The organism is Rouxiella badensis (assembly GCF_002093665.1).
GTDB classification, from domain to species: Bacteria; Pseudomonadota; Gammaproteobacteria; order Enterobacterales; family Enterobacteriaceae; genus Rouxiella; species Rouxiella badensis.
This window is the reverse complement of sequence record NZ_MRWE01000009.1, coordinates 66,860-92,395: the sequence shown is the minus strand read 5'-3', so window position 1 is coordinate 92,395 and position 25,536 is coordinate 66,860. Positions and strand designations below refer to the sequence as shown.

The window sequence follows — 25,536 nt, the reverse complement described above, 5'->3', positions numbered from 1 at the left end:
TTTACTTTTGAATCAATCAAATTATCGGGCAGCGGGCAGGCCGGATAATAGATAACGAGACTCTATGCATATTACACTGCGTCAACTGGAAGTTTTCTCCGAGGTGCTTAAGAGTGGCTCAACCACCCAGGCCTCTGTTGTTCTGTCTTTATCACAATCGGCGGTCAGTGCGGCGCTGGCGGACATAGAAGGGCAGTTGGGAGTGAAGCTTTTTGACCGCGTGGGTAAGCGTTTGGTTATCAACGAGCACGGACGTTTGCTGTATCCGAAAGCGTTGGCGCTGCTCGAGCAGGCCAGTGAAATCGAACGTTTATTCAGTCACGACAGCGGTTCCCTCAAAATTGGTGCCAGCAGCACCATCGGCAACTATATGTTGCCTGCCATGATTGCCGGTTATCGGCTGGACTTCCCTGAAACTCCCCTTGAATTAAACGTCGGTAATACAGACGACGTCATCAATGCGGTAGCCGATTTTCGCGTTGATCTCGGGCTTATTGAAGGTCCGTGCCGCATGCCGGAACTGATTACTCAGTCCTGGCTCGACGACGAGCTGGTGGTCTTCGGCGCGCCGGATAATCCACTGGCCGGTAAAAACGTGACGCTGGAGATGCTTGCTGCCGCGCCGTGGATCCTGCGTGAACGTGGGTCAGGCACGCGTGAAGTATTGGATCACCTGCTGTTGTCGCAGCTGCCGGATTTCAATCTGGTCATGGAGCTGGGTAATTCCGAAGCCATCAAGCACGCCGTACGTCACGGGATAGGCATTAGTTGTCTGTCGCGCCGCGTCATTTCTGAACAGCTGAGCAGCGGCTCGCTGGTCGAAATCAGGCTGCCTCTCCCGCCGTTGGTGCGTAAGCTTTATCTTATTCACCATCGACAAAAACACATCTCTAACGCCTTGTCGCGTTTCCTCACCTATTGCAAAGAATTGGTATAACACGGTCTTGCTAATAATCGGCGGCCGATTATGAAGCCTTCTTATGATGGGGTGTTCCTGCTATCTCGCTCGAGAGTTTTTGCTACAATCCGCGCCTAAAATTACTCATGACGAGCAGAAATAGGGCAAAGATGGCTCAACAGCATACAAAAAATCAGCAGGTGGCTCCCACTCTGCGTAGAGAGCTAAAAGCCCGTCACCTCACCATGATAGCCATTGGTGGCTCCATCGGTACGGGGCTATTCGTGGCTTCGGGTGCAACGGTTTCTCAGGCAGGTCCCGGCGGGGCGCTGCTCTCCTACATGTTAATTGGTCTGATGGTGTACTTCATCATGACCAGCCTCGGTGAACTGGCGGCCTTTATGCCGGTGGCAGGCTCATTCTCTACTTACGGCGCAAAATACGTCGAAGAAGGCTTTGGTTTCGCACTCGGCTGGAACTACTGGTACAACTGGGCGGTGACCATTGCCGTTGAACTGGTCGCGTCACAGCTGGTGATGAACTATTGGTTCCCTCATACCCCAGGTTGGATCTGGAGTGCGCTGTTCCTCGGCGTGATCTTCCTGCTCAACTATATTTCGGTGCGCGGTTTTGGTGAGGCCGAATACTGGTTCTCCCTGATTAAAGTGCTGACCGTTATCGTCTTTATCGCCGTTGGCGTGATGATGATCTTCGGTATTATGAAAGGTGGCGAGCACGCGGGCTGGCATAACTGGACTATCGGCGATGCGCCGTTTGCCGGTGGCTTTGCCTCGATGATTGGCGTGGCGATGATAGCGGGCTTCTCTTTCCAGGGAACCGAACTCATCGGCGTGGCAGCAGGTGAGTCTGAAGATCCGGGCAAGAACATCCCACGTGCGGTGCGTCAGGTATTCTGGCGTATCCTGCTGTTCTATGTGCTGGCAATTCTGGTTATCAGCCTGATCATTCCTTACACCGATCCGAGCCTGCTGCGTAACGACGTGAAGGATATCGGCGTGAGTCCGTTTACGCTGGTGTTCCGCAATGCCGGTCTGCTGTCTGCGGCGGCGGTGATGAACGCGGTTATCCTGACGGCGGTGCTGTCCGCAGGTAACTCGGGCATGTACGCGTCAACCCGTATGCTCTACAACCTGGCGACCGAAGGCAAGGCACCGCGCATGTTCGCCAAGCTGTCGAAGGGCGGCGTGCCGCGCAACGCACTGTATGCCACCACCGTGGTGGCGGCGCTGTGCTTCCTGAGTTCGATGTACGGCAATCAGTCGGTCTATATGTGGCTGCTGAACACCTCGGGCATGACCGGTTTTATCGCCTGGCTAGGTATCGCCATCAGCCATTATCGTTTCCGTCGCGGCTATGTGGCACAGGGGCGTGACCTCAATGCGCTGCCTTACCGGTCAGGCCTGTTCCCGCTGGGACCGATTTTTGCCTTCGTGCTGTGTCTTATCATCACGCTAGGTCAGAACTATCAGGCGTTCTTGCAGGCTAAAATTGACTGGTACGGCGTTGCGGCGACCTATATCGGAATCCCGCTGTTCCTGGTGATTTGGTTTGGTTACAAGCTGACCAGGGGCACTAAGTTCATCAAGTATCAGGACATGGAATTCCCTGAGACCGAGATTAAATAGTCGTTTTAACAGAGGCTGATTTGTCCACCGGCCTCTGTCTCTCTCCTCTTTCGCCAAACGCGCGGGAGAGGGGAGTCATTTCGGGTTACGCTTTGTTACCCCTAAGCCGCTAATTTTACCGTTTTTTGTTAAGCTACAGCGCATCGGCCGCTTTATACTGGATTGATAATAGTTATCGTTTATATTACTGTTACCTATTGTACCTGCGTTATCTAGCCCTTTTAGCCACGCAGTGCCAAGCGAGAATGAGTGTAAACATGAGTGCTTCAACCGATCCTCTCCTCAATGTAGCCAGCCACCGTGACGAGCCAACGTTAGACGGCAGCGTGATGGGACGCTACAAAACCATTCTACGTCGTCGTCTTTCCCTGATGTTGGTTCTGGTGATCGCTATCTTCGCCTCACTGGTGCTCGACTTTGTGATGGGGCCAGCAGGGCTGTCGCTCGATACGCTGTGGCAAACTATTTTCCATGCTCAGGCGGCAGACGCGGGGACTCGCGTTATCGTCTGGGATATTCGCATGCCTTACGCCTTGATGGCGGTGGTGGTCGGCATGTCTTTGGGCCTGGCGGGCGCAGAGATGCAGACTATCCTCAATAACCCGCTGGCAAGCCCCTTCACTCTGGGCGTCTCTTCCGCCGCGGCCTTCGGGGCTGCGCTGGCTATCGTCCTGAATATCGGTATTCCTGGTATTCCCGACCAGTGGTTTATCTCGGCCAACGCCTTTATCTTTGCGCTGCTCGCCGCGCTGATGCTTGACGGTATCACCCGCTGGACGCAGGTTGCCAGCTCAGGCGTGGTGCTGTTTGGTATCGCGCTGGTGTTTACCTTTAACGCACTGGTCTCGCTGATGCAGTTTATCGCCTCCGAAGATACCTTGCAGGGATTGGTGTTCTGGACCATGGGCAGTCTGGCGCGCGCGACTTGGATAAAACTGGCGGTCATGGCGGGGGCTTTCGTGATTCTGCTGCCGCTGTCGATGAAAAGTTCCTGGAAACTGACCGCGCTGCGTCTGGGTGAAGACCGCGCCGTAAGCTTCGGTATTGACGTGCGTCGTCTGCGTCTCGGCACGCTGCTGCGCATCAGCATTCTCTCTGCGCTGGCGGTGGCGTTCGTCGGGCCTATCGGCTTTATCGGCCTGGTCGCGCCACACATTGCGCGCATGATGTTCGGCGAAGACCATCGTTTTTATCTGCCTGCCAGCGCGCTGATTGGCGCACTGGTACTGTCTCTGGCCTCTGTCGCCTCTAAAAATCTGGTGCCGGGCGTGATTATTCCGGTGGGGATTGTGACCTCGCTGGTCGGTGTACCTTTCTTCCTGAGCATTATTCTGCGCCATAGAGGGACGGTATGAGCCTTGCAATAGATGACAATGTGATTTCTCTGCAACCTCGCAAAGGTCAAGATGCCGCGCAGGGCCTGCAAATCCGTAACTTTACCGCCGGTTACCCTAAACGCGCGGTGATAAGCAGTCTCAACGTGCCCAAGCTTCCGCGTGGACAAATCACCGTGCTGCTTGGCCCCAACGGCAGCGGTAAATCCACGCTGCTGCGCTCGCTCGCCGGTCTGAACCGTGCGCAGGGTGAGATGATTCTCGACGGTCACGACCTGATGAAAATGCCGTTTGCCAAGCGCGCCGAGCAGGTGGTGTATCTGCCTCAGTCGCTGCCGGCGGGTGTGCATCTGCACGTTTTAGAGTCGATCATTGTGGCTCAACGCGCATCGGGTGGCTTTGCACATCAGGCGCAGACCACCTCGCAGGTGATGGAGTTGCTGAAACTGCTGGGTATTGAACATCTGGCGCTGAGATATCTGGATCAGCTTTCCGGCGGTCAAAAGCAGCTGGTGGGGCTGGCGCAGTCGCTGATTCGTCAACCTTCGCTGCTGTTGCTCGATGAACCCCTGAGCGCGTTGGATTTGAATTACCAGTTCCACGTGATGGACCTGGTGCGCCGCGAGACGCGTAAAAGAAACATTATTACCGTGGTTGTGGTGCATGATATCAACATCGCGCTGCGTCACGGCGACAACGTACTGATGCTCAAAGACGGTCAACTGATTGCCGACGGCAAGCCCGAAGAGGTGATTACCGCCGAGAGTCTGGCGAAGGTCTATGGCGTGAGAGGGCGTATCGAACGCTGCTCGCAGGGTACGCCGCAAATTCTGATCGACGGTCTGGTGGCTACGCCAACTATCTGATTGCAAAAGGCTCCTCGCCGTGAGGAGCCTTTTTATTGACTATCTTTTCTGAATATAGGTCAGCGCGAGCGCAATCGCCAGCACCAGTCCCTTAATGATATCCATCGCGTAGTAAGGCACCGAGAGCATCACCAGTCCGTTTTGCAGCACGCCGAGGATAACCGCGCCGAGCAGGGTACCCAGAGCATTTGGCTTGCCTGAACCGGCCAACGAGAAGCCGATATAGGCTGCCGCGACTGCGTCCATCAGATAGCCGCCACCGGCGTTAACCTGTGATGAGCCGATGCGCGAAGCGAGCAAAATCCCCCCGGCCCCGGCCAGCACGGACGACATTAGATAGGCAATCACGCGATAGCGAGCGGTGCGGATCCCGGCCAGACGTGCGGCCAGCGGGTTGCCGCCGATGGCGTACATACGTCGGCCGTGCTTGGTCAGCGACATAAACAGCTGAACGGCGACGGTCACCACCAGCATCACGATGACAATAACCGGCACCTGACCTAGCAGGCTGAAGACCGCCGGCACCGTGCCTTCGGCCATGTCGCCGCTCGGCATCAGCATGTTTTCGGTGATTGACCCGCCGAAGCTGTAGGTCATCGCCGCACCCTGAATCACGAACAGACTGGCGAGCGTGGCCAGCATGTCAGGGATTTTGAGGATAACAATCAGGAAGGCGTTGAACAGCCCTACCAGCAGGCACAGCGACAGCGTAATGGCGATCGCCTCAACGGTGCCGAAGCCGTGCCAGACGAACATCGAGATCACCAGCGCGTTGGCCAGCGACGCGGTCGATCCGACCGAAAGGTCGAAGCCGCCCACTGACAGCGACAGCGATACGCCGATGGCGATCACCGTCACTATTGCGATGGATCGCATGATGTTGATGATGTTCGACATCTCGAGGAAGTTGCTGGAAGAAAGACCAAACAGTGCGATCAGCGCCACCACGGTGAGCAACATTCCCCACTTATAAAGAAATTCGAAAATATGATGACGCCAGGGTTGCGGCGCGTTCAAGGGGTGTTCGTTGCTCACGCGGGGGTTCCTCCGGTTGAATAATCTAAAAGGGTCTGTTCGTCGACGTCGGCGGCGTTAAGCTCGGCGACGATGCGACCATCCCAAAGTACTAAAATTCGGTCACACAGTCCGACCAGTTCGGCGAACTCGCCCGAAGCATAAATGATGCCTTTTCCCTGTTGTGCCAGTCCATCAATCAGCCTGAAGACGTCCTGCTTGGCGCGAATGTCGACGCCTTTGGTCGGTTCATCGAAGATAAGGATCTGGCTCTCGCTGCGCAGCCATTTACCGATTGCGACCTTCTGCTGATTCCCCCCCGAGAGGCGAGCCAGCTTCTGCAACGGTCCTGAGGCGCGGATCCCCAGACGGGTGATTATCTCTTTGGCCCAGCTCAGTGAGGCCGCGCGGTTGAATATGCCCAGCGTCGAGAAGCTGTTGTCGGCGGCAACGCTGAGGTTCATGGGGATATCTTCATCGATAAAGACGCCTTCTTTACGGCGCTCCTCCGGCACCAGCGCGATGCCTTGCTCCACCGACAGATACGGTTCGCTCGGTTTCCACGCCTTGCCGTAGAGCTCGCCGTGGTCAACCCGGCTTGGTGACGCTCCGAACAGCGCCTTACAGAGTTCGGTTTTACCGGCCCCCGCCAGACCGGCTATACCGAGGATTTCGCCGCGATGCAGCGTGAGGCTGATGTCGCGCAGCTTGTGTTTATCGTGCAGTCCTTTGATTTTAAGCAGCGTTTCACCGCCGTGCGCGGGGCGGCGAGCGGGGTAGATATCGTTAATCTGGTGACCAATCATCTTTTCGATGATGTGCTCATTGGTGAGGCCCCGCATGCTGTCATCGCTCACCAGACGCCCGTCGCGCAGCACGGTCATGCGGTCGCAGATATCCCGCAGTTCATGAATGCGATGGGAGATAAACACCACCGCCATTCCTTCGTCACGCAGGCGACGCACCAGTGCAAACAGGCGCTCGCTCTCGGCGTGGTCGAGCGGGGCGGTCGGTTCATCGAGGATCAGAAAACGGCATTGATGCGACAGCGCGCGCGCCAGTAAAATCAGCTGTTTCTCGGCCAGCGTGCAGTTTTCGATGCGCTCACGAAGGTTAATCTTGAGACCCAGCTGCTGAGTAAGCTCTTGCGCACTTTGGTAAATTTTCGACCAGTGATGCAGATGCCCGGCTTCTGAAAGCTCGTCGAGCATGATGTTTTCCGCCACGTTGAGCGTGGGGATCAGCGCAATGTCGACCTCCTGCTGCACCAGATGAATCCCTTGTTCACGCGCGTGATGCGGCTGCGAAATCGTGACCGGTTTTCCGTCAATGATTATCTGGCCGCTGTAGTGACTGTAAGCCCCTGAAAGTACGGCCATCAGGGTAGATTTGCCAGCACCGTTGGCGCCCACCAGCGCATGCACCGCGCCCCCTTCGAGCGTGAAGTCCACCTGATGCAGCGCAGAAAAGCCGCCAAATGAAATTGAGATATTACGCATCTCCAGGCGTGAAGAAAGCGGTGGCGAACTCACGGTGAGAAACCCTTATTAGAATTGATAGCGGTGAAAATAGTTAGCCGGTGAAACCGTCACTAAAAAAAATTAAGCAGAAATTTGTATCACAGACAGGGATTTAAGCAACGAACTTAAGGATATAAGGTGGGAGGAATCATTATAAGGTAGGGCTTTTAAGAGGCTTTTAATTGCAAATAAGTTCTTTGGGATCAATAGCAGACGCTTCGCTTATAAAGCGGCTGCCCTTGACCTAAAAAACCTTAAGTCAGGTCAAGGGCAGCCGCCCTGTAATTATGAAAATTCTAAATTTTCAAAAGCTCATGCCTCTCCCGACATGCCGCAATAAAGGCTTCAAAAAGCTTTTTGGATACCGGATCCGTCAGGCTATGCCACTCCGGGTGCCACTGCACACCGAGCGCAAAGGGGTGGTGGCGCACGCTGACCGCCTCAACCAGATTGTCCGGCGCCACGGCCTCAATGGTAAGGCTTGCGCCCAAGCGTTTTGCCCCCTGACCGTGCAGCGAGTTAACCTCGAAACGTTGATAATCAGGCAAAAGCTCCGAAAGCAGGCCACCGGGTTTGATTTCAACCGGGTGCACCAGATCATACTGGTTGTCGTGAGGAAGATGAGTGTCTTCGCGGTGATCCATATAGCCCGGCTGTTCGTGAACTTTACGGTACAACGTGCCACCTGTGGCAACCACCAGCTCCTGCATGCCGCGACAGGCGGCGAAAAGAGGGATTTTTTTCTCCAGCGTGGCTTTTATCAGCGCGATGCTCAGCTTGTCGCGTCCGGGGTCAGCCAGCGCCTCGACGCCTTCTTCCCCATAAAGATGAGGTTCAATATTGCTCGGGCTGCCGGTAAGAAAAATACCGTCAACGCGCGAAAGAATACTTTCGAGGGCGCCTTCACGCGAGGCCAGTTCGTGGGGAAGAGCGATAGGGAATCCGTCGGCATTAAAGATTGCGTCGAGATATTTCTCATGGACCGTCAGCGCCGGGTTTTCATCGATAGTGTTTTCACACATTACGACGCCGATAACCGGACGATAGGCCGCCTCAGACGTGCTCAGCGCTTCTTTGCTTTCTAAAGTGAAAGAAATATTGTCCATTTTACCGCCCCTGTGAGTTGATTAAAATGCTGATAGCCTTCCTATTGTTCCGCTTTCGCCCAACAAAAGTGACTTTTTTTTATCCGTTTATTTTAAAACTTAGCAGCCTGAAGAAGCATGATCAAACGGAAGTGTTAATAGGATGTTGCAGTTGCAAGGGCTGTATGCAGAGGTTAAGGTTTTTAAGTCGGCAATCTTAAGGTCGCCTACATAGTCTATATTTATAGTGCATTTACATTATTAAGATCGGTTTAAACGGATTTTTTATCTTCTCTTTGGCACCTTTAATCGCGGGAATACAGCAATTGAACAGAGCGAATTAACGTTGGCGTACATTACCATGAGGGTAATGTGTTAGACGCCAGTCACATGCAAACGGCGGAAATCCTATGCAAGCAATTGACCTGATTACTCAAAACATCGAAGTTGAAGACTTCGCGATTCAAGGCGAAGAGAAGCGAAGCAGCGCGTTCCAGGATGAAGTGTCTCAGTACCTGGAGCGTCACCCACTAACTCAGCACGTTGATGTTCTCCTCACTGATTTAAATGGTACTTTTCGCGGTAAACGCATCCCTCTCTCTGCGCTTCGAAAAATCGAAAAAGGCTGTTATTTCCCGGCTTCCGTCTTCGCGATGGACATTTTAGGAAACGTAGTGGAAGAAGCGGGTCTCGGCCAAGAGCTGGGTGAACCCGACCGCATCTGCCTGCCTATCCCCGGCACGCTGACACCTTCCGCCTCCGACCCCGAACATATCGGGCAGTTGCTGTTGACCATGCTTGACGAAGATGGCACTCCCTTTGACGTTGAACCCCGCAATGTGTTGAACCATATCTGGCAAACATTGCGCCAACGGGGCCTGTTCCCGGTGGTAGCGGTAGAGTTGGAGTTCTATCTGCTCGACAGGCAGCGCGATGCAGAGGGCGCATTGCAGCCACCCTGCACCCCCGGAACGCAGGACCGCAACATACAGAATCAGGTTTATTCTTTGGATAATCTTGACCATTTCGCTGCAGTCTTGAGCGACATTGACCGGCTGGCGCACATTCAGGGGCTCCCGGCCGATGGCGCCGTGGCAGAGTCCTCCCCGGGTCAATTTGAGGTCAATCTGCATCATACAGAAAATATTCTTAGCGCCTGCGATCACGCGCTGGCGCTGAAAAGACTGGTGCGCCTGGTGGCCGAAAATCACGAGATGGACGCCACCTTTATGGCCAAACCTTATGACGAGTACGCCGGTAGCGGCATGCATATTCACCTCAGTATTCTGGACGACAACGGCAAAAACCTGTTCTCCAACGAAGAAGAGGGTAAGGACTCGGCGCTGATGAAACGAGCGCTGGCAGGAATGATTGCCATGATGCCCGCTTCGATGGCGGTATTGGCTCCCAATATCAACGCCTTCCGCCGCTTCCAGCCCGGTATGTATGTACCTACCCAAGCCTCGTGGGGCCACAATAATCGTACCGTTGCGCTACGAGTGCCGTGCAGCGATGCCAAAAATCACCGCGTGGAGTATCGCGTAGCAGGCGCTGACGCCAACCCGTATCTGGTGGTCGCCACGGTGCTGGCCGGTGTTCTGTACGGATTAGACAACATTTTGCCGCTGCCTGAGCCGGTGACCGGCAACGGTCTGGAGCAGGAAGGGTTCCCGTTGCCTATCCGCCAAAGTGACGCGCTGCAAGAATTTGACCAACAAACCGAACTCAAACGTTATTTGGGCGAGCGATTCAGCCATGTTTATCACCGCTGCAAATCTGATGAATTACTTCAGTTTGAACGCCGTGTAACAGAAACAGAAATTGATTGGATGCTAAAAAATGCCTGATTTATTAGATGATTGCCTCAGCTTTTCGTCGACATGATGTTCATTTTTACCTTACTGTCCGTTGGGTCAGTCGGGAAATTAAGAAAATAAATTGTCGAGTTAAGCCCGCAATATCTTGAAATAAGGCCGAGTCTTGGTGCAAAATAGCGGCCATGCAAAATAACCGACGCCTAAACGCGCCGGTTATTTTTTTTGCATGGTTTTTTACACTAATCCAACAGAGGCCGGACCCAGATCCGGATAGATAACCAGATTTCGTGCGCGACCCCCAATTAATAAACGGTCGGCACTATGAGGAAATGTAAGATGGGGCAATTTTTCAAACCTGTACCGGTTCCTTCCGGTGTTGCTTTCCACCGTGCACAACAGCACGCCGCCTTCTCGCCATGCGTCAGCAACGTGAGGATGAATCCCCCATTTTTATCATCGAGCAGTATCCCCAGTACCTTGCTGAATCAGGCCGTAGCACGCCAGAATGTTGCAGGTAAGGGGAGGCTGAACCATGTCGCATAATCACACCGCTACTGTTGCTGCTGCACCTCGCGTGAAGCTTCGTCGTACCCTGACCTTAATGCAGGTCGTGATGATGGGCCTGGCCTATCTGCAGCCGATGACCATTTTCGACACCTTCGGCATTGTTACCAGCATGACCGACGGTCACGTCGCGACCGCGTACCTGTTCGCGCTCGTTGCCGTGCTTTTTACCGCCGTGAGCTACGGCAAGCTGGTTCAGCGTTTCCCGTCAGCGGGCTCTGCCTACACCTATGCGCAGAAGGCGATTAGCCCGCACGTGGGCTTCATGGTGGGCTGGTCGTCGCTGCTGGATTACCTGTTCATGCCGATGATCAACATCCTGTTGGCCAAAATCTATCTTGAGGCGATTTTCCCGGGCTTCCCTTCGTGGATCTGGGTTGTGGCGCTGGTAGGCCTGATGACGGCCTTTAACCTGCGCGGCATTAAGCTGGTTGCCAATATGAACAGCATCGTGGTGGTGGTTCAGGTGGCTATCATGGCGCTTATCGTTGGCTTGCTGATTTATGGCGTGTTCCATGGTCAAGGCACTGGCACGCTGGTGAGCAGCAAACCGTTCTGGTCCGAGAATGCGCATACCGTGCCGATGATTACCGGGGCGACGATTCTGTGCTTCTCGTTCCTGGGCTTCGACGGCATCAGTTCACTGTCTGAAGAAACGCCAAACGCGGCTAAAGTTATCCCACGCGCGATCTTTTTGACCGCGCTTATCGGCGGCATTATCTTCGTGGTGGTGTCTTACTTCCTGCAGCTGTATTTCCCGGATATCTCTCGCTTCCACGATCCGGACGCGTCTCAGCCGGAGATCATGCTGTTTGTTGGCGGTAAGGTATTCCAGTTCGTTATCCTGTGCTTCTCCTGCGTGACCGTACTGGCATCAGGCATGGCGGCGCATGCCGGTGTTTCGCGTCTGCTGTACGTGATGGGCCGTGACGGCGTATTCCCAGAGAAAATCTTCGGTTTCGTTCACCCTACGTGGCGTACCCCGGCGTTTAACGTGGTGTTGGTTGGCCTGGTGGCGATGTCGGCGATTAGCTTTGATCTGGTGACCGCCACCGCGCTGATTAACTTTGGTGCGCTGGTGGCCTTTACCTTCGTTAACCTGTCGGTAATTTCCCAGTTCTACATTCGTGAAAAACGTAACCGCACGCTGCGTGACCACATTCACTATCTGATTCTGCCGGTGATTGGTGCGCTGACCGTGGGTGCGCTGTGGTTGAACCTGGAAGCCAGCTCAATGACGCTGGGTCTGGTATGGGGCGCGATTGGCCTGTCTTATTTGGCCTTTATCACTCGCCGCTTCCGTCAGCCACCGCCGCAGATGAGCGAAGAAGTTGAAGTAATCTAATCTGTTTAGCGGTTTATGCGTAAAGAAAAAGGGACTCGATTGAGTCCCTTTTTGCGTTGGTAAGCGCGTTAGCCGACCAGTTTTTTACCGTAGTCGAACAGCTGTTTGAGCAGGGCGGTTTTCTCCGCATCTTCTTCATGCAGGTTATACAGTGACTCGAGCTGGAGGATATAATCCTGAACGCGCTCGGCGCTCAGCGCCTCCTGACGATGGGTAAGCCAACGACGCTGCTCGTCGTCATTCAGCGTGTGTGGATAGTTGCGCGCCCGGAAACGGAACAACAGCTTTTCGAGACGGGAGTCCTGGAACTTAAGGTCAAGCGCAGGCAGGTTTTCCGCTGCGGTCTGCTGGATTATGCGCATCGTTGCGCGATCGGCATCACCAAAGAAGCCGTCATAGAGCCGTGCATCGACATCCTGTGAAGGAGTAAATGGCTCAGCTTCGGCGTACAGCGCCACCACTTTTTCACGTACTTGACTGTTCTGGCGCAGCAGCTGCAAGTTTTGCAGACAGCGGTCCCGGTCAATATCCAAACGCTCGGCGTTTTCGGGCAACAAGGTCTTGGCAGGGGCCAGAATCGGGCATTTATTGGTGTGCAGCAGCTTAATAGGCAGCGGAGACTGACCCGGCAGCAGGTCACCGCGACGGCTATACAGACGTTCGCGCATCTGGTCAGAGTCCAGTTCGAGCAGAGGCGTCATATCCCCCGCCAAATCACAGACAATCACCGCATTTTTATTTTCCGGATGCCACGCCAGCGGCGCAACCCAGCTGGTATTACCGCGTGCAGCACCAAACATACCGGAGACGTGGACCAGTGGCGTCATGGTCGGAATATCGATTAACGCGTTGATTTTGTGTTTATTGCGATGTTCAAGCAGGTAGTCGAACAGTCGCGGCTGAGCCTGTTTCACCAGACGCGCCATGGCAATGGTGGCGTAGACGTCAGACATCGCGTCGTGGGCGTTCTCGTGCTCAACGCCGTTGGCGCGGGTGAGATGCTCAAGGCGGAAGCTTGGGAACCCTTCCTCGTTCTCCGGCCAGTTAATGCCGTCGGGACGCAGCGCATAGCAGGCGCGCATTACGTCGAGAAGATCCCAGCGAGAATTTCCATTTTGCCAGCTATAGGCGTAAGGATCGTAGAAGTTACGGTAAAAAATATTACGGCTGACTTCATCATCAAAGCGAATATTGTTATAACCCACGATGCAGGTGCCGGGCACGCTGAAGGCCTGATGGATCTGCGCGGTAAAATCGGCCTCGTTCAGCCCTTTGGCCTGCGCGAGCTGCGGGGTAATGCCGGTGATCATCACCGCTTCAGGCTGCGGCAGATAGTCGTCAGAAGGGCGACAGTAGATAACCAGAGGTTCTTCGATAATATTGAAATCAGCGTCAGTACGTATGCCAGCGAACTGCGCAGGGCGGTCCAGCGCCGGGTGGGTGCCGAAAGTCTCATAGTCGTGAAAGTAGAAAGTGGGCTGAACGCTTTTGTCTCGCATTGCGGGTTAAGGCCTTAATCTGAATTTAATTGTCTTGTAAAACATGCCGTTAAAAAATCACCTGGTTGGCGTATTTCTCAGCCATTGTGATCAATAATCAGAGAAAACAGGCTGGGCTGAGAGTGACGGTCTGGAGGTAAGGATACCACCTCTGGGCGGGTTGGCCTTCTAATTTCGTTTTCGCTGCGATGTCCATAGCACTGCTATTTTTAGCCGATATCCAGGTTCCTGACACCGGCTCGATAGAATATCGACGAACGATGTCAGGCTTTTTTCTGTTGCAATGTGTCATGTTGCTCGAGTTCATAATCGATAAACGCGCCTACCATGGTGCGATAGACCTTCTCGATAATGACTTCGGGAAGCCCTGCTTCGGTGGCCTGTTTACGCACTTTATCGATAACCTGCTGGACCCGGTCAGGAGCACGAACGGACGCGTGGTCGGTTTTAAAAGCGGCAGCGGCTTTGACGCACTCGCTGCGTTGGGCGATCAATTTAACCAATTCACTATCAATTTGATCGATGCGATTTCTAACGTCATCTATTGACGAAAAATTCATTTTTAATCCATCTAACTAGTACATGAGTTCGTTAGATTACCTAAAATTTCGATTAAATCCAGTGTTGAACCAAAAAGGGAGCAGGGGAGAGTTCGGGGATACCGGCTATATTAAGCCGGTCATTTAACAGGTTTTCAGCTTCAGCGAGACGGTTGAGGCGTTTAAACCGCTTTCACGTGGTGCATTAGGTAAAATCGTTATCAAGATTGACAGCGAGTGAAGCGTAAACGCTCAGTCCGGTGAAGGATTTTGGATACGGTGCGATTAATCACATCGCGCCAACCGGACTGAGCTTTTTTAAAATGAGCTACTTTTTGGCAAGCTTATTTGTTCGAAAGTTCTTTTCGAACAATATGTGCGCCTAAACTTAACGCATTCAGCTTGCCTCTTGCGACTCGACGCGGTAACGGGGTCATGCCACAGTTGGTGCTAGGGTAGAGCTTGTCTGCATCAACAAACTGTAGCGCTTTGCGCAGAGTATCGGCGACTTCTTCTGGTGTCTCAATGTTATGGGTTGCCACATCGATAGCCCCAACCATAACTTTTTTGCCTCGAATCAGCTCAATCAGATCCATTGGCACGCGAGAGTTTTGACACTCTAGTGAAATGATATCGATGCTAGATTTTTGCAGTTTAGGGAAGATTTCTTCGTACTGTCTCCATTCTGTCCCCAGTGTCTTTTTCCAATCGGTATTGGCCTTGATGCCGTAGCCATAGCAAATATGCACAGCGGTTTCGCATTTAAGACCTTCAACTGCTCGTTCTAACGCGGCAATGCCCCAATCATTCACCTCGTCAAAGAACACATTAAACGCTGGCTCATCAAATTGGATGATATCAACACCGGCAGCCTCGAGTTCTTTGGCTTCTTGATTAAGGATCTTGGCGAATTCCCAGGCCAGTTTTTCGCGACTTTTGTAGTGGCTATCATACAGGGTGTCGATCATGGTCATTGGACCTGGCAGAGCCCATTTAATCGGTTGCTTGGTTTGCTGACGTAAAAACTTGGCATCTTCCACAAAAACGGGCTTTTGGCGGCTCACTGCACCCACGACCGTCGGGACACTCGCATCGTAACGATTACGAATTCTTACCGTCTCACGTTTCTCAAAATCAACGCCGCTGAGGTGCTCAATAAATGTAGTCACAAAATGTTGACGCGTTTGCTCGCCATCGCTGACGATATCAATACCTGCCTGGAGCTGATCCTGTAGGCACAAACGCAGCGCATCCTGTTTGCCATCAATTAGTTCTTCATCTTGCAATTTCCAAGGTGACCAAAGTGTCTCAGGCTGTGCAAGCCATGAAGGTTTAGGCAAACTGCCCGCAGTCGAAGTAGGTAACAAAATTTTCATAATAAATGACCTTGTGTTTTTAGTTAATCAAAGAGCGTAATGAGCAGACCATTGTTCAAGAATAGTTTGGTACGGTTTGATGAAGTATTCTTCAGTAAACTTTCCCTGCTCAATGGCTAAGCGGCTACGTTCTTCTCGATCATAAACAATTTCAGTTAATGTATGATCCTGGTTATTCAAATTTGGCTGGTATTCTTTTCCTGCCGGGGAATTGGCATTATAGATCTCAGGTCGGTAAATCCTTTGGAAAGTTTCCATCGTACTGATAGTACCGAGAAGTTCAAGATCGGTGTAATCACTAATGAGATCACCAGAAAAATAAAACGCTAAAGGTGCTACGCTATTGGAAGGCATAAAATAGCGCGCCTGCAACCCCATTTTATTGAAATATTGGTCAGTCAAGGACAGTTCATTTTGCTGATATTCAACGCCCAATACAGGGTGCTGATAGTCAGTCTGATGATAGGTGTTTTTACTTGAAACACTCAGGCATATAACCGGTTGCTTACTAAAGTGCTTTTTGTAAGCCTCTGAATTGACGAAACATTTAAATATATTTCCGTGCAGGTCGCCAAAGTTCTCTGGAATGTTAAACGTCGACTGATTCTTGTTATGCTCAGAGAGTAATACACTAAAATCATAATCTCGCACATAAGAGGAGAAATTATTCCCTACAATCCCTTCGGTACGTTGATGCGTTTTTTTATCAACAATATTCGTTTTCAATATTTCGATAGCTGGGAAAGTCTTCCTTTTGCCTTCAATATCAATATTCAGCTCAACGGAAATAATTTCAAGTTCGACAGAATAACGATCGCCATTAGGGTTATTTTCATGCGCCAGGGAATTGAAACGATTATCAATCATCGTTAAGGCGTTACGCAGATTCTCTTGACGTTTCTCCCCTCTGGCTAAATTAGCAAAGTTGGTCGTGAGACGCGTATTTTCAGATGGGTTATAATTCTCATCGAAAGAAATGCTCTTAATCGTAAATGTAAAATCGTTATTCATCGTGATCTGGTATCCTAATTTCTGATATGAAACCTGAATTTACGTCTTGCTTTTTCAGGATTTCCAATTTTTTGTTTTATGGCTTTCTTATTCAGTGGACTAGCTATTGTCTACAGCCAATAATAATGTGTATTTTATGCCAGAGTCGTTGATTGAGGAAAAGTGATTTAATTTCATTGAAACATGAGGCATGTTCATGATCTGCTGTAAAGGCAGGACTGACGTTGTTACAGGAGGGTCTCTCCCACGGGATCCACGTGGAACCCATGGGGTCAAGAGCGGCTAACTGGCTGGATGTACTACTTTTTATTCAACATCGATTTTAAATCGGCAAAGGGATTATAGGTTGCCGCGGCAACATCTTTTTGCGCGTCCTCTCCCGCAACGACGTTTGTACCATACTGGTCAGCTTCGGTGTACTTCGAGTGTTCGTGATCGTGACAATACAGACACAATAATTCCCAGTTGCTGCCATCCTCCGGGTTATTGGTATGATCGTGATCGATGTGGTGAACCGTTAATTCACGCAGGTTTGAATACACAAACTCTCGCGAGCAGCGTCCACACACCCACGGATAGAGTTTTAATGCTTTCTCACGGTAGCCGCTTTCCATCCGTGCGTAATTTCTTGGGATCAATGCCATTGCCGATATCACCTGTCATAGAGAGATTTCTTACCTTTGATATAAGCAGGCTAGCCTGCTTAACAGGGGACTTCAAGTGGCAGAATAAGTCCCCTGGCACCGAAGTCGACCATAAGCTGGAGGTTTTCCTACTCATTGAACGCCTTCAGCCGCTACGGGGGTCGGAACAGTAAATAATTTATTGCTTATAGGGACGGGGCTTGAGATGTGCTATACCTCGATGAATCAGTTTGTTATCGCAGTCACAGTATAAATGGAAGTCATACCTCTATAAACTTAAGCCAACAGACCCGCCTTACAATCGCCGGTTAACCTAGTGTGACACTCTGTATGCCTACACAATAGGAAGATTATTATGGCGCAGCAACTTCCAGAACCCTGCTATGACATTGCACATCTGGCCCACGTTGAAATGTACACGGACAAATTTGAAGAGAGCCTCGATTTCTTCGTCAATGTATATGGCCTTACCGTTTCGGCTCAGGATGAGAATCATGCATGGTTGCGAGCCTGGGATGACTACGAATTCCATTCCTTGAAACTCACGCGCCACCACACCACCGGCGTTGGACATATCGCATATCGTGCCTCCTCGGAAGCGGCGTTGATGCGCCGTGTTGCAGCTGTCGAAGCCAGCAAATATGAAGTGATTGGATGGGTGGACGACGACCAGGGGCACGGTCGGGCCTTCCGCTTTGCGGACCCTTTCGGCCACGTATTCGAGATTTACTATGACACCGTGCGCTATGTGGCCGAGGGGAGTGAACGCCCGGCGCTTAAAAACCTGGCGCAGCGCTATCATGGACGTGGAGCCTCTCCTCGCCGTTTAGATCACCTTAATCTGCTGGCGGCAGACGTAAGCGAATTCAAAAACTTTATGGAGCTTTGCCTCGGCTCGCGAGTAACCGAGATGATTCAGCTGGACAACGGCCGCATCGGCGGCTGCTGGTTTACCATCAATAATAAAACCTACGATTTGGCCTGTACCGAAGAGCATGGTGGCGGCAATGCTCGTCTTCATCACGTCACCTACGCGACAGACACCCGTGAAGACATTCTTCGTGCTGCCGATATCTTTTTAGAAAATGGCGTACACATTGAGACCGGCCCACATAAGCATGCAATTCAGGGCACGTTCTTCCTTTATGTCTGGGAGCCCGCGGGCAACCGCGTGGAGCTGGCAAACTCAGGCGCTCGCCTGATTCTGGCACCCGATTGGCAAACCGTGGTATGGACAGAAGCCGAGCGTAAGAAAGGGCAGGCATGGGGGCTCAAGACCATCGAAACCTTCCATACCCACGGTACGCCGCCAGTGCCAAAGCACTTAAAAGAGTAATCGACGCTTGTTGAATTCTGCCCTGCACAGCAGGGCAGAGCCTCTTCCCCCATTACGCAGCGTTAACCCGCCAGGACCCTGGTGCATTTTCATCGCGACTCCAATTTCTTTCCCCTGCCGTAGGCAATCGCCGGTCAAACGAACTACCGCCAAGAGATTATTAATCTTATTTAAATATCCCCCCTATAAGCGAAAGTTCTTAGTTAGAACGCCAAAGTTCTCTAGGATTTGTTTGCTATTGTTCGCCGGTCAATAATTTTAGGAAAATAACCGACGATGAAAAAATTAACACTATCCCTTATTATCAGTGCTTCATTATTTGCCGCTTCTTCGCATGCTGCCGATAACCAGCGTACTATAAGCTACCTGACTTCATGGGGCGCCGCTAATATGACGCCGGAGCTGATTAAAAAGAGTGAAGTAGATACCCTTCTGCTCGCTTTTGGTTCCTGGGATGCCCAAGGTAATATCTCAGGTTCTGACAACATGTTTAATTCCGGAAGCGATACCTATTGGAAACCGATGGAATATCTCAACTGGACCCAGGCTAAATTTGATAATCCAAATTTAAAACTCATGCTGGCCTTTGGGGGTGAAAAAGGCGAAGGTCTGTGGGCAGATCTTCACAATGAGAACAGCCGCGAAAAGATCGCGCAAGGTCTGGTGAAACTCCTGAAAAAGGATTTTCCAGTTTACAAAAAAAATGGTCAATATCAGCAGGTTGGAACAATCCGCCTGGATGGTGTAGATTTTGATTATGAAAAACAGGCTCGTCTGACAGAAGAAGAAAATCATAATCTGTTGAAACTGGCAACACGCGTACGTGCGTTGTTAGGGGCAAACAGCGGTAAGTTGCTAAGTCTGACGACTTATCACGTGGGTGCCGATCCGGTCAGTTGTCTTGATAATCTCACTGCAGAATGTTCCTATAACGGCAAAACCGATCACTCGGGTGAAGTATTAACTCTCCTTAAAGAAGGTAAAAGTCTTTTCGATTTCTTTAACGTAATGACCTATGATGCAGGCCCTGATTTTAAATATAAAGTCGCCATGGAAAATTATAGTAAAGTGCTGGGTGATAAATCGAAAATTATTCTAGGTAATACTATTAACGATCAGTGGGGTCCTAATGGACGCTTTGTTGAACCTCGTGCAAATAATATTTATCGTGCTGGCTGGCAGGCGGAAAATAATTTTGGCGGATTCTTCGTATGGGCGCTCGGTGCTTCACCAACGTTGAATATGCAAGCCGATAAGCAGGTTGATTATGTATTAGAGATGAAAGACGCCGCTGAAAATGCGTCACCTGGCGACGTTAATCAGGCTCCTGTGGCAAAGGTAAGCTTCCCGCAAGTGATTGTTGGCGCAGCTAGTCACGTAGAGCTAGACGGTTCAGCTTCATCAGATCCAGAACAACAGCCATTAACTTTCCACTGGAAGCAAATTAGCGGTTCAAAAGTCAAACTAACCTCCCAGCATGACAAGGCCTTTTTCTCTCTTCCTGCTCCAGGCAAGACAGAAACGCTGCATTTCCAACTGACGGTTAACGATGGAGAACGCAATTCAACGCCGTTTGATATCATCATCAAACATCAGGCAGAGCAGGCTGGCAACAATGCACCGGTAGCGGATGCAGGCTCGGCGCAAACAGTAGAGAGCAACCAGAAGGTTACGCTCAATGGCTCCGCTTCACACGATCCTGATAACGATACTCTGACCTATAGCTGGGCGCAGAAATCAGGCAAAAAAGTCACCTTAAGCCATCCTAACAGCGTGAAAACAACCTTTACGACGCCTGATGTGCAAAAAGATGAAACCTTAGTCTTTACCCTGAAGGTAAGTGATGGACAGTTGCAGAGCCATGCTGATGTCTCTGTCGTAGTAAAAGCTAAATCAGTACCCGACGTTGGTGGTGACAGCTGGGTGTCAAATAAGCAGTACAAACCGGGGGATATGGTGACTGATAACGGTGCCGTTTATCGTTGTTTGCAAGGTCACCTGTCAGCAAGCCATTGGGCACCGCATATGCCAGGCCTGGCTTCTCTGTGGCAGAAACAATAACCTTAACAGACTGCTGCCAATATCGCTGTCCGGTTAAACGGCAGAGAGGCTATCCAGCTTAATAAATTAGGGTGTTCGACGGCGTAACACCCCAGACGGGGGCATTTAATATGCCCCCGTTTTCTGCATGGACATTGGGTTACTAACGTCACATCCCAGGGTAAAAGATGCTCGAATGAACTATCCGCAAACAACTTGGGTTAACCAGCAAACATCGGCGTCGGCTAATCAGCCATAGCCACACACCTTTTCAGAAACACTTCGCACAGCATGCAACGCGCGCCGCCGCTGGCGCTCAACCAGTGAAGGCAGGGCATCGAGACAGACAATCGCAAGACGACTGCCGACCCTGTGCCCTCAAGGGAGTGCCCCTTAAGCTCGTGAGCAGAGAGGTAAACGCGGTTGTTCACCACAAAATCAGTGACTAGCCGGTTGATAATCTCCTGTCGACGCTCACGGCGGCGATTGGAAGCCTCCATTGGAAAGGGATAAAGCGTTCCATCTTCCAACGTGGCAATCCAGTTATTTGGAAAGAGCGAGTCCGGTGTGCCGTGCTCGGCGACGTCATCAACGATATGCACATCGATATCGACGCTTCTCAATGCCCTGACATAGCTGTCGAAGGCAATCTGCGCCTGAATCTGCACGTCTCTGATACCGGTCAGCCGTTTCTGAAAGGCGTTGCTTGCCTGTGTCTCCTGATTACTCATAAACGCAGCATGCCTTACCATCAATACCGTATTCGTCTGCATGAACGTGGCGGTTGAGGGAGCGAAAGCGTCGGTGATTATTCAGCAGTTGAGGGGAGAACCGGCGGTGCATACTCTGCATACCACCAATGGAAAATGGGACTTGCTGGTGGAATTAGGGGCAGATAATTTGGAAATTTTCGATCAAATTCTCGGGCGTATTCGGCGAATTGAAGGGATTTTTATAATACGGAAACCAGCATTCTTCTCTCGACACGCAAGGCGTGAAATAGGAATGGTGGTTCCCTAGCTCTTCGCGACCTACGCGCCTTAAAGCGCGTTGAGTGATTTGGCAATCACGTCCTGGTAAGCGCCCGTCGCATGGCCCAGTAAACGGCTCAGAGTCTGGCTGTCATTATACAGTGCACCTTGACTTGCCCCAATGTCTGAGTCCGCGAGAACATCAGCCAGACCCTCTGGTAAACCTGCTCCTTTCAGTGCAGCGGCAAAGTCCGCCTGCGGCAGATTGACGTAATTCACTTCTTTGCCAGACTGGCGAGCGATTTCAGCGGCAAATTCCGCCAGCGTATAACTTTGATCGCCGGCCAGTTCGTAGATTTTTCCTTCCTGCGCCTCAGAAAGTAGTACTTTTGCCGCCGCACGCGCGTAATCGGCACGTGGAGCGGAAGAAATACGTCCGTCGCTGGCAGAGCCGATAAAGGCATTATGGGCCAGTGAGGGTGCAATGCTTGCGGCATAGTTTTCTGTATACCAGCCGTTACGCAGCAGCACGTAAGGTACGCCAGACGACTTCAATGCGGCTTCGGTATCGCGATGTTCTTTGGCAAGCAATAACGGAGACGAGTCAAGATTGAGCAGGCTGGTATAAGCGATGAGTTTAACGCCGGCCTGTTTGGCGGCATCGATGACGGCCTGATGCTGTGCGGTACGTTGGCCCACCTCGCTTGACGAAATCAGCAGCAGTTTATCGACGCCGCTAAAAGCGGTTTTTAATGTTTCAGGCTTGCTGTAGTCAGCCTGGCGAACATCCACGCCCAACGCGTTGAGATCTTCGGCTTTCGCGGGGTTGCGCACTGCCGCAACGATTTCATTCGCAGGCGTATTTTTCAGTAATTCTTCGACTACCAGACGACCTAACTGACCTGTTGCACCCGTAACTGCAATCATAATGTTCTCCATTTTCCGAAGATAGCCTGCCGAACAGCAGGCGTATATAAAAGTATAGCCATCGAAACTCTGTACGGAGAGCACTATAGAATATACACTATATAAAGGTAAGTACTTACCATTTGGTTAGTATTGATTTTATTGAGAGGAAAATGGCGATGAGCGAAAAGGGTGTTTTGAATCATCCATTTAGGAAAGGTGAGCTACTTGATTTAAATTGTCCTTCTCGCGAAATACTCCAGCATATTGCCAGCCGATGGGGGATCCTGGTGCTTATTGCTCTTGATAGAGAGACGCTGCGCTTTAGTGAACTTAGAAAGAAAATCAGCGGTATTAGCGAAAAAATGCTTTCGCAAACGTTACAGACTTTTGAAAAGGACGGCTTCATTCATCGCACCATGCTGCCCGTGATGCCCCCGCACACCGAGTACCGGTTAACCCCGCTTGGGCTGGAAGTCTACGAGCAGGTCATTCACCTGAGTGATTGGATTGAACTCAACCTGCCGCGCGTATTGAATGCGGGAAAGGAAGCTTAACGGCAAGCTTGGGGCCTGATTCAGAACTGACGCCAGAAGTTACCTCGCTGGCGTCAGTCGAAGGGCGCTGCGGCCCTGGGAAAAAGAACAGAGAAAAACTCAGTTTAGTTCGGCAACAGGCTCCGAGCGGATTTTACTGGTGTGAACAATTTCCAGAACGCTTTGGCACATTTCTTCCGGTGTGGCTGCCCTAAAACAGTTATCGCCATCTTTCAGGCTAGCATTGTTATAGTATTCAGCCAGAACGCACCAGCGTACTCCGCCTCGGCTCCAGACATCTCTGTCGGCAGTCCCGTCCCCAATAATCATTGCCGGGCTAGTGATTATTTTCTTTTTACGTAACTCTTCAACGATGAAGGACTTACTTTTCTTTGAAGACCAGAGCGGAGAAGGGCGCAGGCCAATGACGCTATTACGCCACCAGAGGAATCGATTACCGACAACATTCTCGGGCGCAATGCCCCATTCAGTTGCCAGCGGTTTAATCCATTCCTCATAACCCCCTGAAATAATATGGATAGTGGCATTCGCTTGTTTGAGCTTGCTAAACAATTCGTGAAAAACAGCCGGCAAACGATCTCGGCTGTTCTCAACATACTGTTTGATGTGGCTTCTTTTGATTCTCCTTGCCATTTGTAGCATGAAGAGGTTTTCCGCCAAACTCGCTTTGCCTGCCAGGGCCCTAGGTGCGATGTCAGCAAGTCTCTGCATCAGGGCTGCACGCTGTGCATCGGCTGCAAGGGCAAGCTTCAACACTTCGACGGTACTTTCCTCAGGCATGAGCGTGAAGTCAAAATCGAAGATGACATCCATTATTTTTTTCTCCCTGCGCGATATTGATGTTTTTCTTCACGAGTAACATGGGTGGCGGGGATACCTAAATGCTGGGCGATGCTTTGTTGAATCCGGTCGGCGTATTCCTGGGGGGTGCCCGATTCGGCTTCTGAAACATAAGCCGGTATCGTGTCAAGATAGTCCAAATTGAAATGAAGCGTCGGACTGGTCAATAAACGAAGAAATTTTGCTATGCCCGAGGAGTCTATCGGGTTTGGCGACAGTCCAAAAGGCAGTCGAAGAGTCATCGCCATTGGAACAACCGGGCGACCTCTTACCAGGAAATCATGACGAAAACGAAAAAGCCCCCGCCTATTGTTAATGGTGGCTTCGGGGGTTACATACAGCGCAACGCCATCGGGCGACTTTTTCCATTCTCGGAATTTCTTTACCATTTGTTTGAGATCGGTAACTTGCCAGTATGCTGAACCCGAGCCTTTAAACAGCAAGAATCCCATTACCTTGCCAGCAATGCTGTCAACATGATGGACCATCAGCGTGCTCAAAGGCATAGCCAGCGCGGGGAAGTGGTCGAAAACACTGATGTGATTCGCCGCGACCACGCAACCGTTTGTGTGTTTTTTAACTGTGTCATAATCCAGGTTCGAGGTAACTTTGATACCTATTAAACGAAGTAGTCTGATATAACTTTTTTTCTTTGTTTCAACGGAACAGGCTTGAATCAGTACTGTGTAAATCACTAGCAGGGTTACCCTGCATAACGCAACCAAAATGCCCAAGGGGAACCAAAGAGCCCATAAAATCGGGTTCTTTTTTTCCCCCTGGAACACGGCGTGGTCGCAAAGAAGGATCACATCATCATTTTTCATTACAAGAAAGCCTTCAATTTATTCTGTTTTCGCTATAACGCTTGGATCCCACTAATTTGATGATTTTTCCTTCGTTCATTTCACGCACTGACTGGAAGAGTTTCTGTGTGAGGATAATGCGTTGATGGGGACCAAATTCAGTCTCAAAAATTCCGTCATCGAGTGTTTTAAGGCCAAGGTATTTCATATTCATATTGATGGCTTTGACGTTCTTGATATTGGTCAGGGTATAAACTTCTTCAAGACCCAATTTATCAAAGGCATAGCTTAAAGCCAGATGACCAGCAATAAACGGCCAAGGCGTTCCCCACCACTGTGAGTCGTAACGCATACCAAAATTAATGCCGTACTCTTTTTTCTCGAAGCCTGCAAAGCCCATAAAGCGATGTTCTTCGCCTAAGGTCGCTGCCCAACGTGAAAAACCATACTGTTCCTGAGAAGCACGGAATCGCGCAATCTCTTGCTCGATAGTCTCTTTGGTACGGGGTTTTCCTGATGAGATAAACTTCATGACTTCTTGGTTTGATGCCATTTCTGAATAGCCTTTAACGTCTTCAGGCTCCCATGTTCTCAAGGTAACATTATAGTCTTGGCTAATGTTCATCTTTAACTCCTTATTTGGGTAACAACTAGTGACAGTAACTTCAGGTAACAATAACTTCTTTAATTAAGTACACATCCGATTAACTACAGACTCAGAAGGATATTGTTGGATCCGGATAGTGAACAATCCTTATCAACTGATTCCAGGATTCAAGAAAAGACTTTGACGACGTTTCCTGTCACCTAAGGGACAGCTATTTCCCTGTTTCCCTTTATCTCCATTTTGCTGAATGGAATAAGGCATTTCTAAAATAAGCAGTTAGCGCTGACTTCAAAATTTTTTAAATTTTTTTTCGTCAAG

The 25,536-nt window shown here is 50.8% G+C and carries 23 protein-coding genes; 10 read left to right on the top strand and 13 right to left on the bottom strand.

Going from position 1 to position 25,536, the window contains the following annotated elements; all coding sequences use genetic code 11:
* The first annotated feature begins 64 nt into the window (after window positions 1–64).
* The 4 genes from yieE (at window position 65) to BS640_RS07465 (ending at window position 4,744) form a co-directional block, all read left to right on the top strand.
* Window positions 65–937, top strand: coding sequence for a DNA-binding transcriptional regulator YeiE (gene yieE, locus BS640_RS07480; protein ID WP_017493349.1), 873 nt, complete (start codon window positions 65–67; stop codon window positions 935–937).
* A 131-nt stretch (window positions 938–1,068) separates the two neighbouring features.
* On the top strand, window positions 1,069–2,544 hold the full coding sequence (locus BS640_RS07475) for an amino acid permease (protein ID WP_017493350.1): 1,476 nt from the start codon (window positions 1,069–1,071) through the stop codon (window positions 2,542–2,544).
* A 257-nt stretch (window positions 2,545–2,801) separates the two neighbouring features.
* Window positions 2,802–3,899, top strand: coding sequence for a FecCD family ABC transporter permease (locus BS640_RS07470; protein WP_084912289.1), 1,098 nt, complete (start codon window positions 2,802–2,804; stop codon window positions 3,897–3,899).
* Window positions 3,896–4,744 carry an ABC transporter ATP-binding protein gene (locus BS640_RS07465; protein WP_017493351.1) on the top strand — a complete coding sequence of 283 codons (849 nt, stop codon included), beginning with the start codon at window positions 3,896–3,898 and terminating at the stop codon, window positions 4,742–4,744. Before BS640_RS07470 ends, BS640_RS07465 begins: the two co-directional genes overlap by 4 nt.
* 39 nt (window positions 4,745–4,783) lie before the next feature.
* On the opposite strand, the gene BS640_RS07460 is transcribed toward BS640_RS07465, so the two are convergent.
* From BS640_RS07460 to puuD, 3 genes are all read right to left on the bottom strand, one after another.
* On the bottom strand, window positions 4,784–5,779 hold the full coding sequence (locus tag BS640_RS07460) for an ABC transporter permease (protein WP_017493352.1): 996 nt from the start codon (window positions 5,777–5,779) through the stop codon (window positions 4,784–4,786).
* The gene (locus BS640_RS07455) at window positions 5,776–7,257 is read right to left on the bottom strand and encodes a sugar ABC transporter ATP-binding protein (protein ID WP_084912288.1); all 1,482 of its coding nucleotides are present in this window, start codon (window positions 7,255–7,257) and stop codon (window positions 5,776–5,778) included. The genes BS640_RS07460 and BS640_RS07455 overlap by 4 nt, the downstream gene beginning before the upstream one ends.
* A 317-nt stretch (window positions 7,258–7,574) precedes the next feature.
* On the bottom strand, window positions 7,575–8,384 hold the full coding sequence (gene puuD, locus BS640_RS07450; RefSeq protein WP_017493354.1) for a gamma-glutamyl-gamma-aminobutyrate hydrolase: 810 nt from the start codon (window positions 8,382–8,384) through the stop codon (window positions 7,575–7,577).
* A gap of 389 nt (window positions 8,385–8,773) precedes the next feature.
* Here puuD and BS640_RS07445 point away from each other — a divergent pair, with 389 nt between their 5' ends.
* Together BS640_RS07445 and BS640_RS07440 are read left to right on the top strand one after the other, a co-directional pair.
* Window positions 8,774–10,210: a glutamine synthetase family protein gene (locus BS640_RS07445; protein ID WP_017493355.1), complete on the top strand. Its 1,437-nt coding sequence runs from the start codon at window positions 8,774–8,776 to the stop codon at window positions 10,208–10,210.
* A gap of 502 nt (window positions 10,211–10,712) precedes the next feature.
* Entirely contained in the window at window positions 10,713–12,089 is a 1,377-nt protein-coding gene (locus tag BS640_RS07440) for an APC family permease (RefSeq protein ID WP_017493356.1), read from the top strand.
* Between the two features lie 68 nt (window positions 12,090–12,157).
* Here BS640_RS07440 and sbcB read toward each other — a convergent pair whose 3' ends face one another.
* From sbcB to yajD, 5 genes are all read right to left on the bottom strand, one after another.
* Window positions 12,158–13,588 carry an exodeoxyribonuclease I gene (gene sbcB / locus BS640_RS07435; RefSeq protein WP_084912287.1) on the bottom strand — a complete coding sequence of 477 codons (1,431 nt, stop codon included), beginning with the start codon at window positions 13,586–13,588 and terminating at the stop codon, window positions 12,158–12,160.
* Between the two features lie 263 nt (window positions 13,589–13,851).
* Window positions 13,852–14,148 (bottom strand): chorismate mutase, encoded by a 297-nt coding sequence (locus BS640_RS07430; protein WP_084912286.1) that lies wholly within the window; start codon window positions 14,146–14,148, stop codon window positions 13,852–13,854.
* 323 nt (window positions 14,149–14,471) lie between these two features.
* Window positions 14,472–15,503, bottom strand: coding sequence for a methionine synthase (locus tag BS640_RS07425; protein ID WP_017492715.1), 1,032 nt, complete (start codon window positions 15,501–15,503; stop codon window positions 14,472–14,474).
* A gap of 27 nt (window positions 15,504–15,530) precedes the next feature.
* Window positions 15,531–16,514, bottom strand: coding sequence for a DUF1852 domain-containing protein (locus BS640_RS07420; protein WP_017492716.1), 984 nt, complete (start codon window positions 16,512–16,514; stop codon window positions 15,531–15,533).
* 299 nt (window positions 16,515–16,813) lie between these two features.
* Complete coding sequence (gene yajD, locus BS640_RS07415) at window positions 16,814–17,158, bottom strand: HNH nuclease YajD (protein WP_026110648.1); 345 nt, start codon at window positions 17,156–17,158, stop codon at window positions 16,814–16,816.
* A gap of 355 nt (window positions 17,159–17,513) precedes the next feature.
* Between yajD and BS640_RS07410 the strand changes: the two genes are divergently transcribed.
* Both BS640_RS07410 and BS640_RS07405 read left to right on the top strand, forming a co-directional pair.
* Window positions 17,514–18,494 (top strand): VOC family protein, encoded by a 981-nt coding sequence (locus BS640_RS07410; protein WP_017492718.1) that lies wholly within the window; start codon window positions 17,514–17,516, stop codon window positions 18,492–18,494.
* 276 nt (window positions 18,495–18,770) lie between these two features.
* Window positions 18,771–20,555 carry a PKD domain-containing protein gene (locus BS640_RS07405; protein ID WP_084912285.1) on the top strand — a complete coding sequence of 595 codons (1,785 nt, stop codon included), beginning with the start codon at window positions 18,771–18,773 and terminating at the stop codon, window positions 20,553–20,555.
* 224 nt (window positions 20,556–20,779) lie between these two features.
* Here the strand turns inward: BS640_RS07405 and BS640_RS07400 are convergent, their stop codons facing one another.
* Complete coding sequence (locus BS640_RS07400; RefSeq protein WP_158086747.1) at window positions 20,780–21,265, bottom strand: arginine deiminase-related protein; 486 nt, start codon at window positions 21,263–21,265, stop codon at window positions 20,780–20,782.
* A 40-nt stretch (window positions 21,266–21,305) separates the two neighbouring features.
* On the opposite strand from BS640_RS07400, the gene BS640_RS07395 reads away from it, so the two are divergent.
* On the top strand, window positions 21,306–21,554 hold the full coding sequence (locus tag BS640_RS07395; RefSeq protein WP_225741520.1) for an Lrp/AsnC ligand binding domain-containing protein: 249 nt from the start codon (window positions 21,306–21,308) through the stop codon (window positions 21,552–21,554).
* Between the two features lie 20 nt (window positions 21,555–21,574).
* On the opposite strand, the gene BS640_RS07390 is transcribed toward BS640_RS07395, so the two are convergent.
* Window positions 21,575–22,432, bottom strand: a complete 858-nt coding sequence (locus BS640_RS07390) for an SDR family oxidoreductase (protein WP_084912283.1) — start codon at window positions 22,430–22,432, stop codon at window positions 21,575–21,577.
* Window positions 22,433–22,590: 158 nt separating this feature from the next.
* Between BS640_RS07390 and BS640_RS07385 the strand changes: the two genes are divergently transcribed.
* A complete protein-coding gene (locus BS640_RS07385; protein ID WP_017492721.1) occupies window positions 22,591–22,968 on the top strand; it encodes a winged helix-turn-helix transcriptional regulator in 378 nt (125 codons plus the stop codon).
* Between the two features lie 99 nt (window positions 22,969–23,067).
* Here the strand turns inward: BS640_RS07385 and BS640_RS07380 are convergent, their stop codons facing one another.
* Genes BS640_RS07380 through BS640_RS07370 form a run of 3 tightly spaced genes read right to left on the bottom strand, consistent with a single transcriptional unit; the run spans window position 23,068 to window position 25,236 of the window.
* Entirely contained in the window at window positions 23,068–23,781 is a 714-nt protein-coding gene (locus BS640_RS07380; RefSeq protein ID WP_017492722.1) for an HAD-IB family phosphatase, read from the bottom strand.
* Window positions 23,781–24,632 (bottom strand): lysophospholipid acyltransferase family protein, encoded by an 852-nt coding sequence (locus tag BS640_RS07375; protein WP_084912282.1) that lies wholly within the window; start codon window positions 24,630–24,632, stop codon window positions 23,781–23,783. Before BS640_RS07375 ends, BS640_RS07380 begins: the two co-directional genes overlap by 1 nt.
* Window positions 24,633–24,645: 13 nt before the next feature.
* Complete coding sequence (locus tag BS640_RS07370; protein WP_017492724.1) at window positions 24,646–25,236, bottom strand: GNAT family N-acetyltransferase; 591 nt, start codon at window positions 25,234–25,236, stop codon at window positions 24,646–24,648.
* Window positions 25,237–25,536 lie beyond the last annotated feature (300 nt).

Excerpts from the sequence above, each read along its gene's own strand:
- yieE (WP_017493349.1), top strand. The coding sequence starts at position 65 with ATGCATATTACACTGCGTCAACTGGAAGTTTTCTCCGAGGTGCTTAAG.
- sbcB (WP_084912287.1), bottom strand. The coding sequence starts at position 13,588 with ATGCGAGACAAAAGCGTTCAGCCCACTTTCTACTTTCACGACTATGAG.
- BS640_RS07395 (WP_225741520.1), top strand. The coding sequence starts at position 21,306 with ATGAACGTGGCGGTTGAGGGAGCGAAAGCGTCGGTGATTATTCAGCAG.
- BS640_RS07375 (WP_084912282.1), bottom strand. The coding sequence starts at position 24,632 with ATGAAAAATGATGATGTGATCCTTCTTTGCGACCACGCCGTGTTCCAG.
- puuD (WP_017493354.1), bottom strand. The coding sequence starts at position 8,384 with ATGGACAATATTTCTTTCACTTTAGAAAGCAAAGAAGCGCTGAGCACG.
- BS640_RS07390 (WP_084912283.1), bottom strand. The coding sequence starts at position 22,432 with ATGATTGCAGTTACGGGTGCAACAGGTCAGTTAGGTCGTCTGGTAGTC.
- yajD (WP_026110648.1), bottom strand. The coding sequence starts at position 17,158 with ATGGCATTGATCCCAAGAAATTACGCACGGATGGAAAGCGGCTACCGT.
- BS640_RS07430 (WP_084912286.1), bottom strand. The coding sequence starts at position 14,148 with ATGAATTTTTCGTCAATAGATGACGTTAGAAATCGCATCGATCAAATT.
- BS640_RS07410 (WP_017492718.1), top strand. The coding sequence starts at position 17,514 with ATGGCGCAGCAACTTCCAGAACCCTGCTATGACATTGCACATCTGGCC.
- BS640_RS07440 (WP_017493356.1), top strand. The coding sequence starts at position 10,713 with ATGTCGCATAATCACACCGCTACTGTTGCTGCTGCACCTCGCGTGAAG.
- BS640_RS07445 (WP_017493355.1), top strand. The coding sequence starts at position 8,774 with ATGCAAGCAATTGACCTGATTACTCAAAACATCGAAGTTGAAGACTTC.
- BS640_RS07400 (WP_158086747.1), bottom strand. The coding sequence starts at position 21,265 with ATGAGTAATCAGGAGACACAGGCAAGCAACGCCTTTCAGAAACGGCTG.
- BS640_RS07475 (WP_017493350.1), top strand. The coding sequence starts at position 1,069 with ATGGCTCAACAGCATACAAAAAATCAGCAGGTGGCTCCCACTCTGCGT.
- BS640_RS07405 (WP_084912285.1), top strand. The coding sequence starts at position 18,771 with ATGAAAAAATTAACACTATCCCTTATTATCAGTGCTTCATTATTTGCC.
- BS640_RS07425 (WP_017492715.1), bottom strand. The coding sequence starts at position 15,503 with ATGAAAATTTTGTTACCTACTTCGACTGCGGGCAGTTTGCCTAAACCT.
- BS640_RS07470 (WP_084912289.1), top strand. The coding sequence starts at position 2,802 with ATGAGTGCTTCAACCGATCCTCTCCTCAATGTAGCCAGCCACCGTGAC.
- BS640_RS07465 (WP_017493351.1), top strand. The coding sequence starts at position 3,896 with ATGAGCCTTGCAATAGATGACAATGTGATTTCTCTGCAACCTCGCAAA.
- BS640_RS07455 (WP_084912288.1), bottom strand. The coding sequence starts at position 7,257 with ATGCGTAATATCTCAATTTCATTTGGCGGCTTTTCTGCGCTGCATCAG.
- BS640_RS07385 (WP_017492721.1), top strand. The coding sequence starts at position 22,591 with ATGAGCGAAAAGGGTGTTTTGAATCATCCATTTAGGAAAGGTGAGCTA.
- BS640_RS07370 (WP_017492724.1), bottom strand. The coding sequence starts at position 25,236 with ATGAACATTAGCCAAGACTATAATGTTACCTTGAGAACATGGGAGCCT.
- BS640_RS07420 (WP_017492716.1), bottom strand. The coding sequence starts at position 16,514 with ATGAATAACGATTTTACATTTACGATTAAGAGCATTTCTTTCGATGAG.
- BS640_RS07380 (WP_017492722.1), bottom strand. The coding sequence starts at position 23,781 with ATGGATGTCATCTTCGATTTTGACTTCACGCTCATGCCTGAGGAAAGT.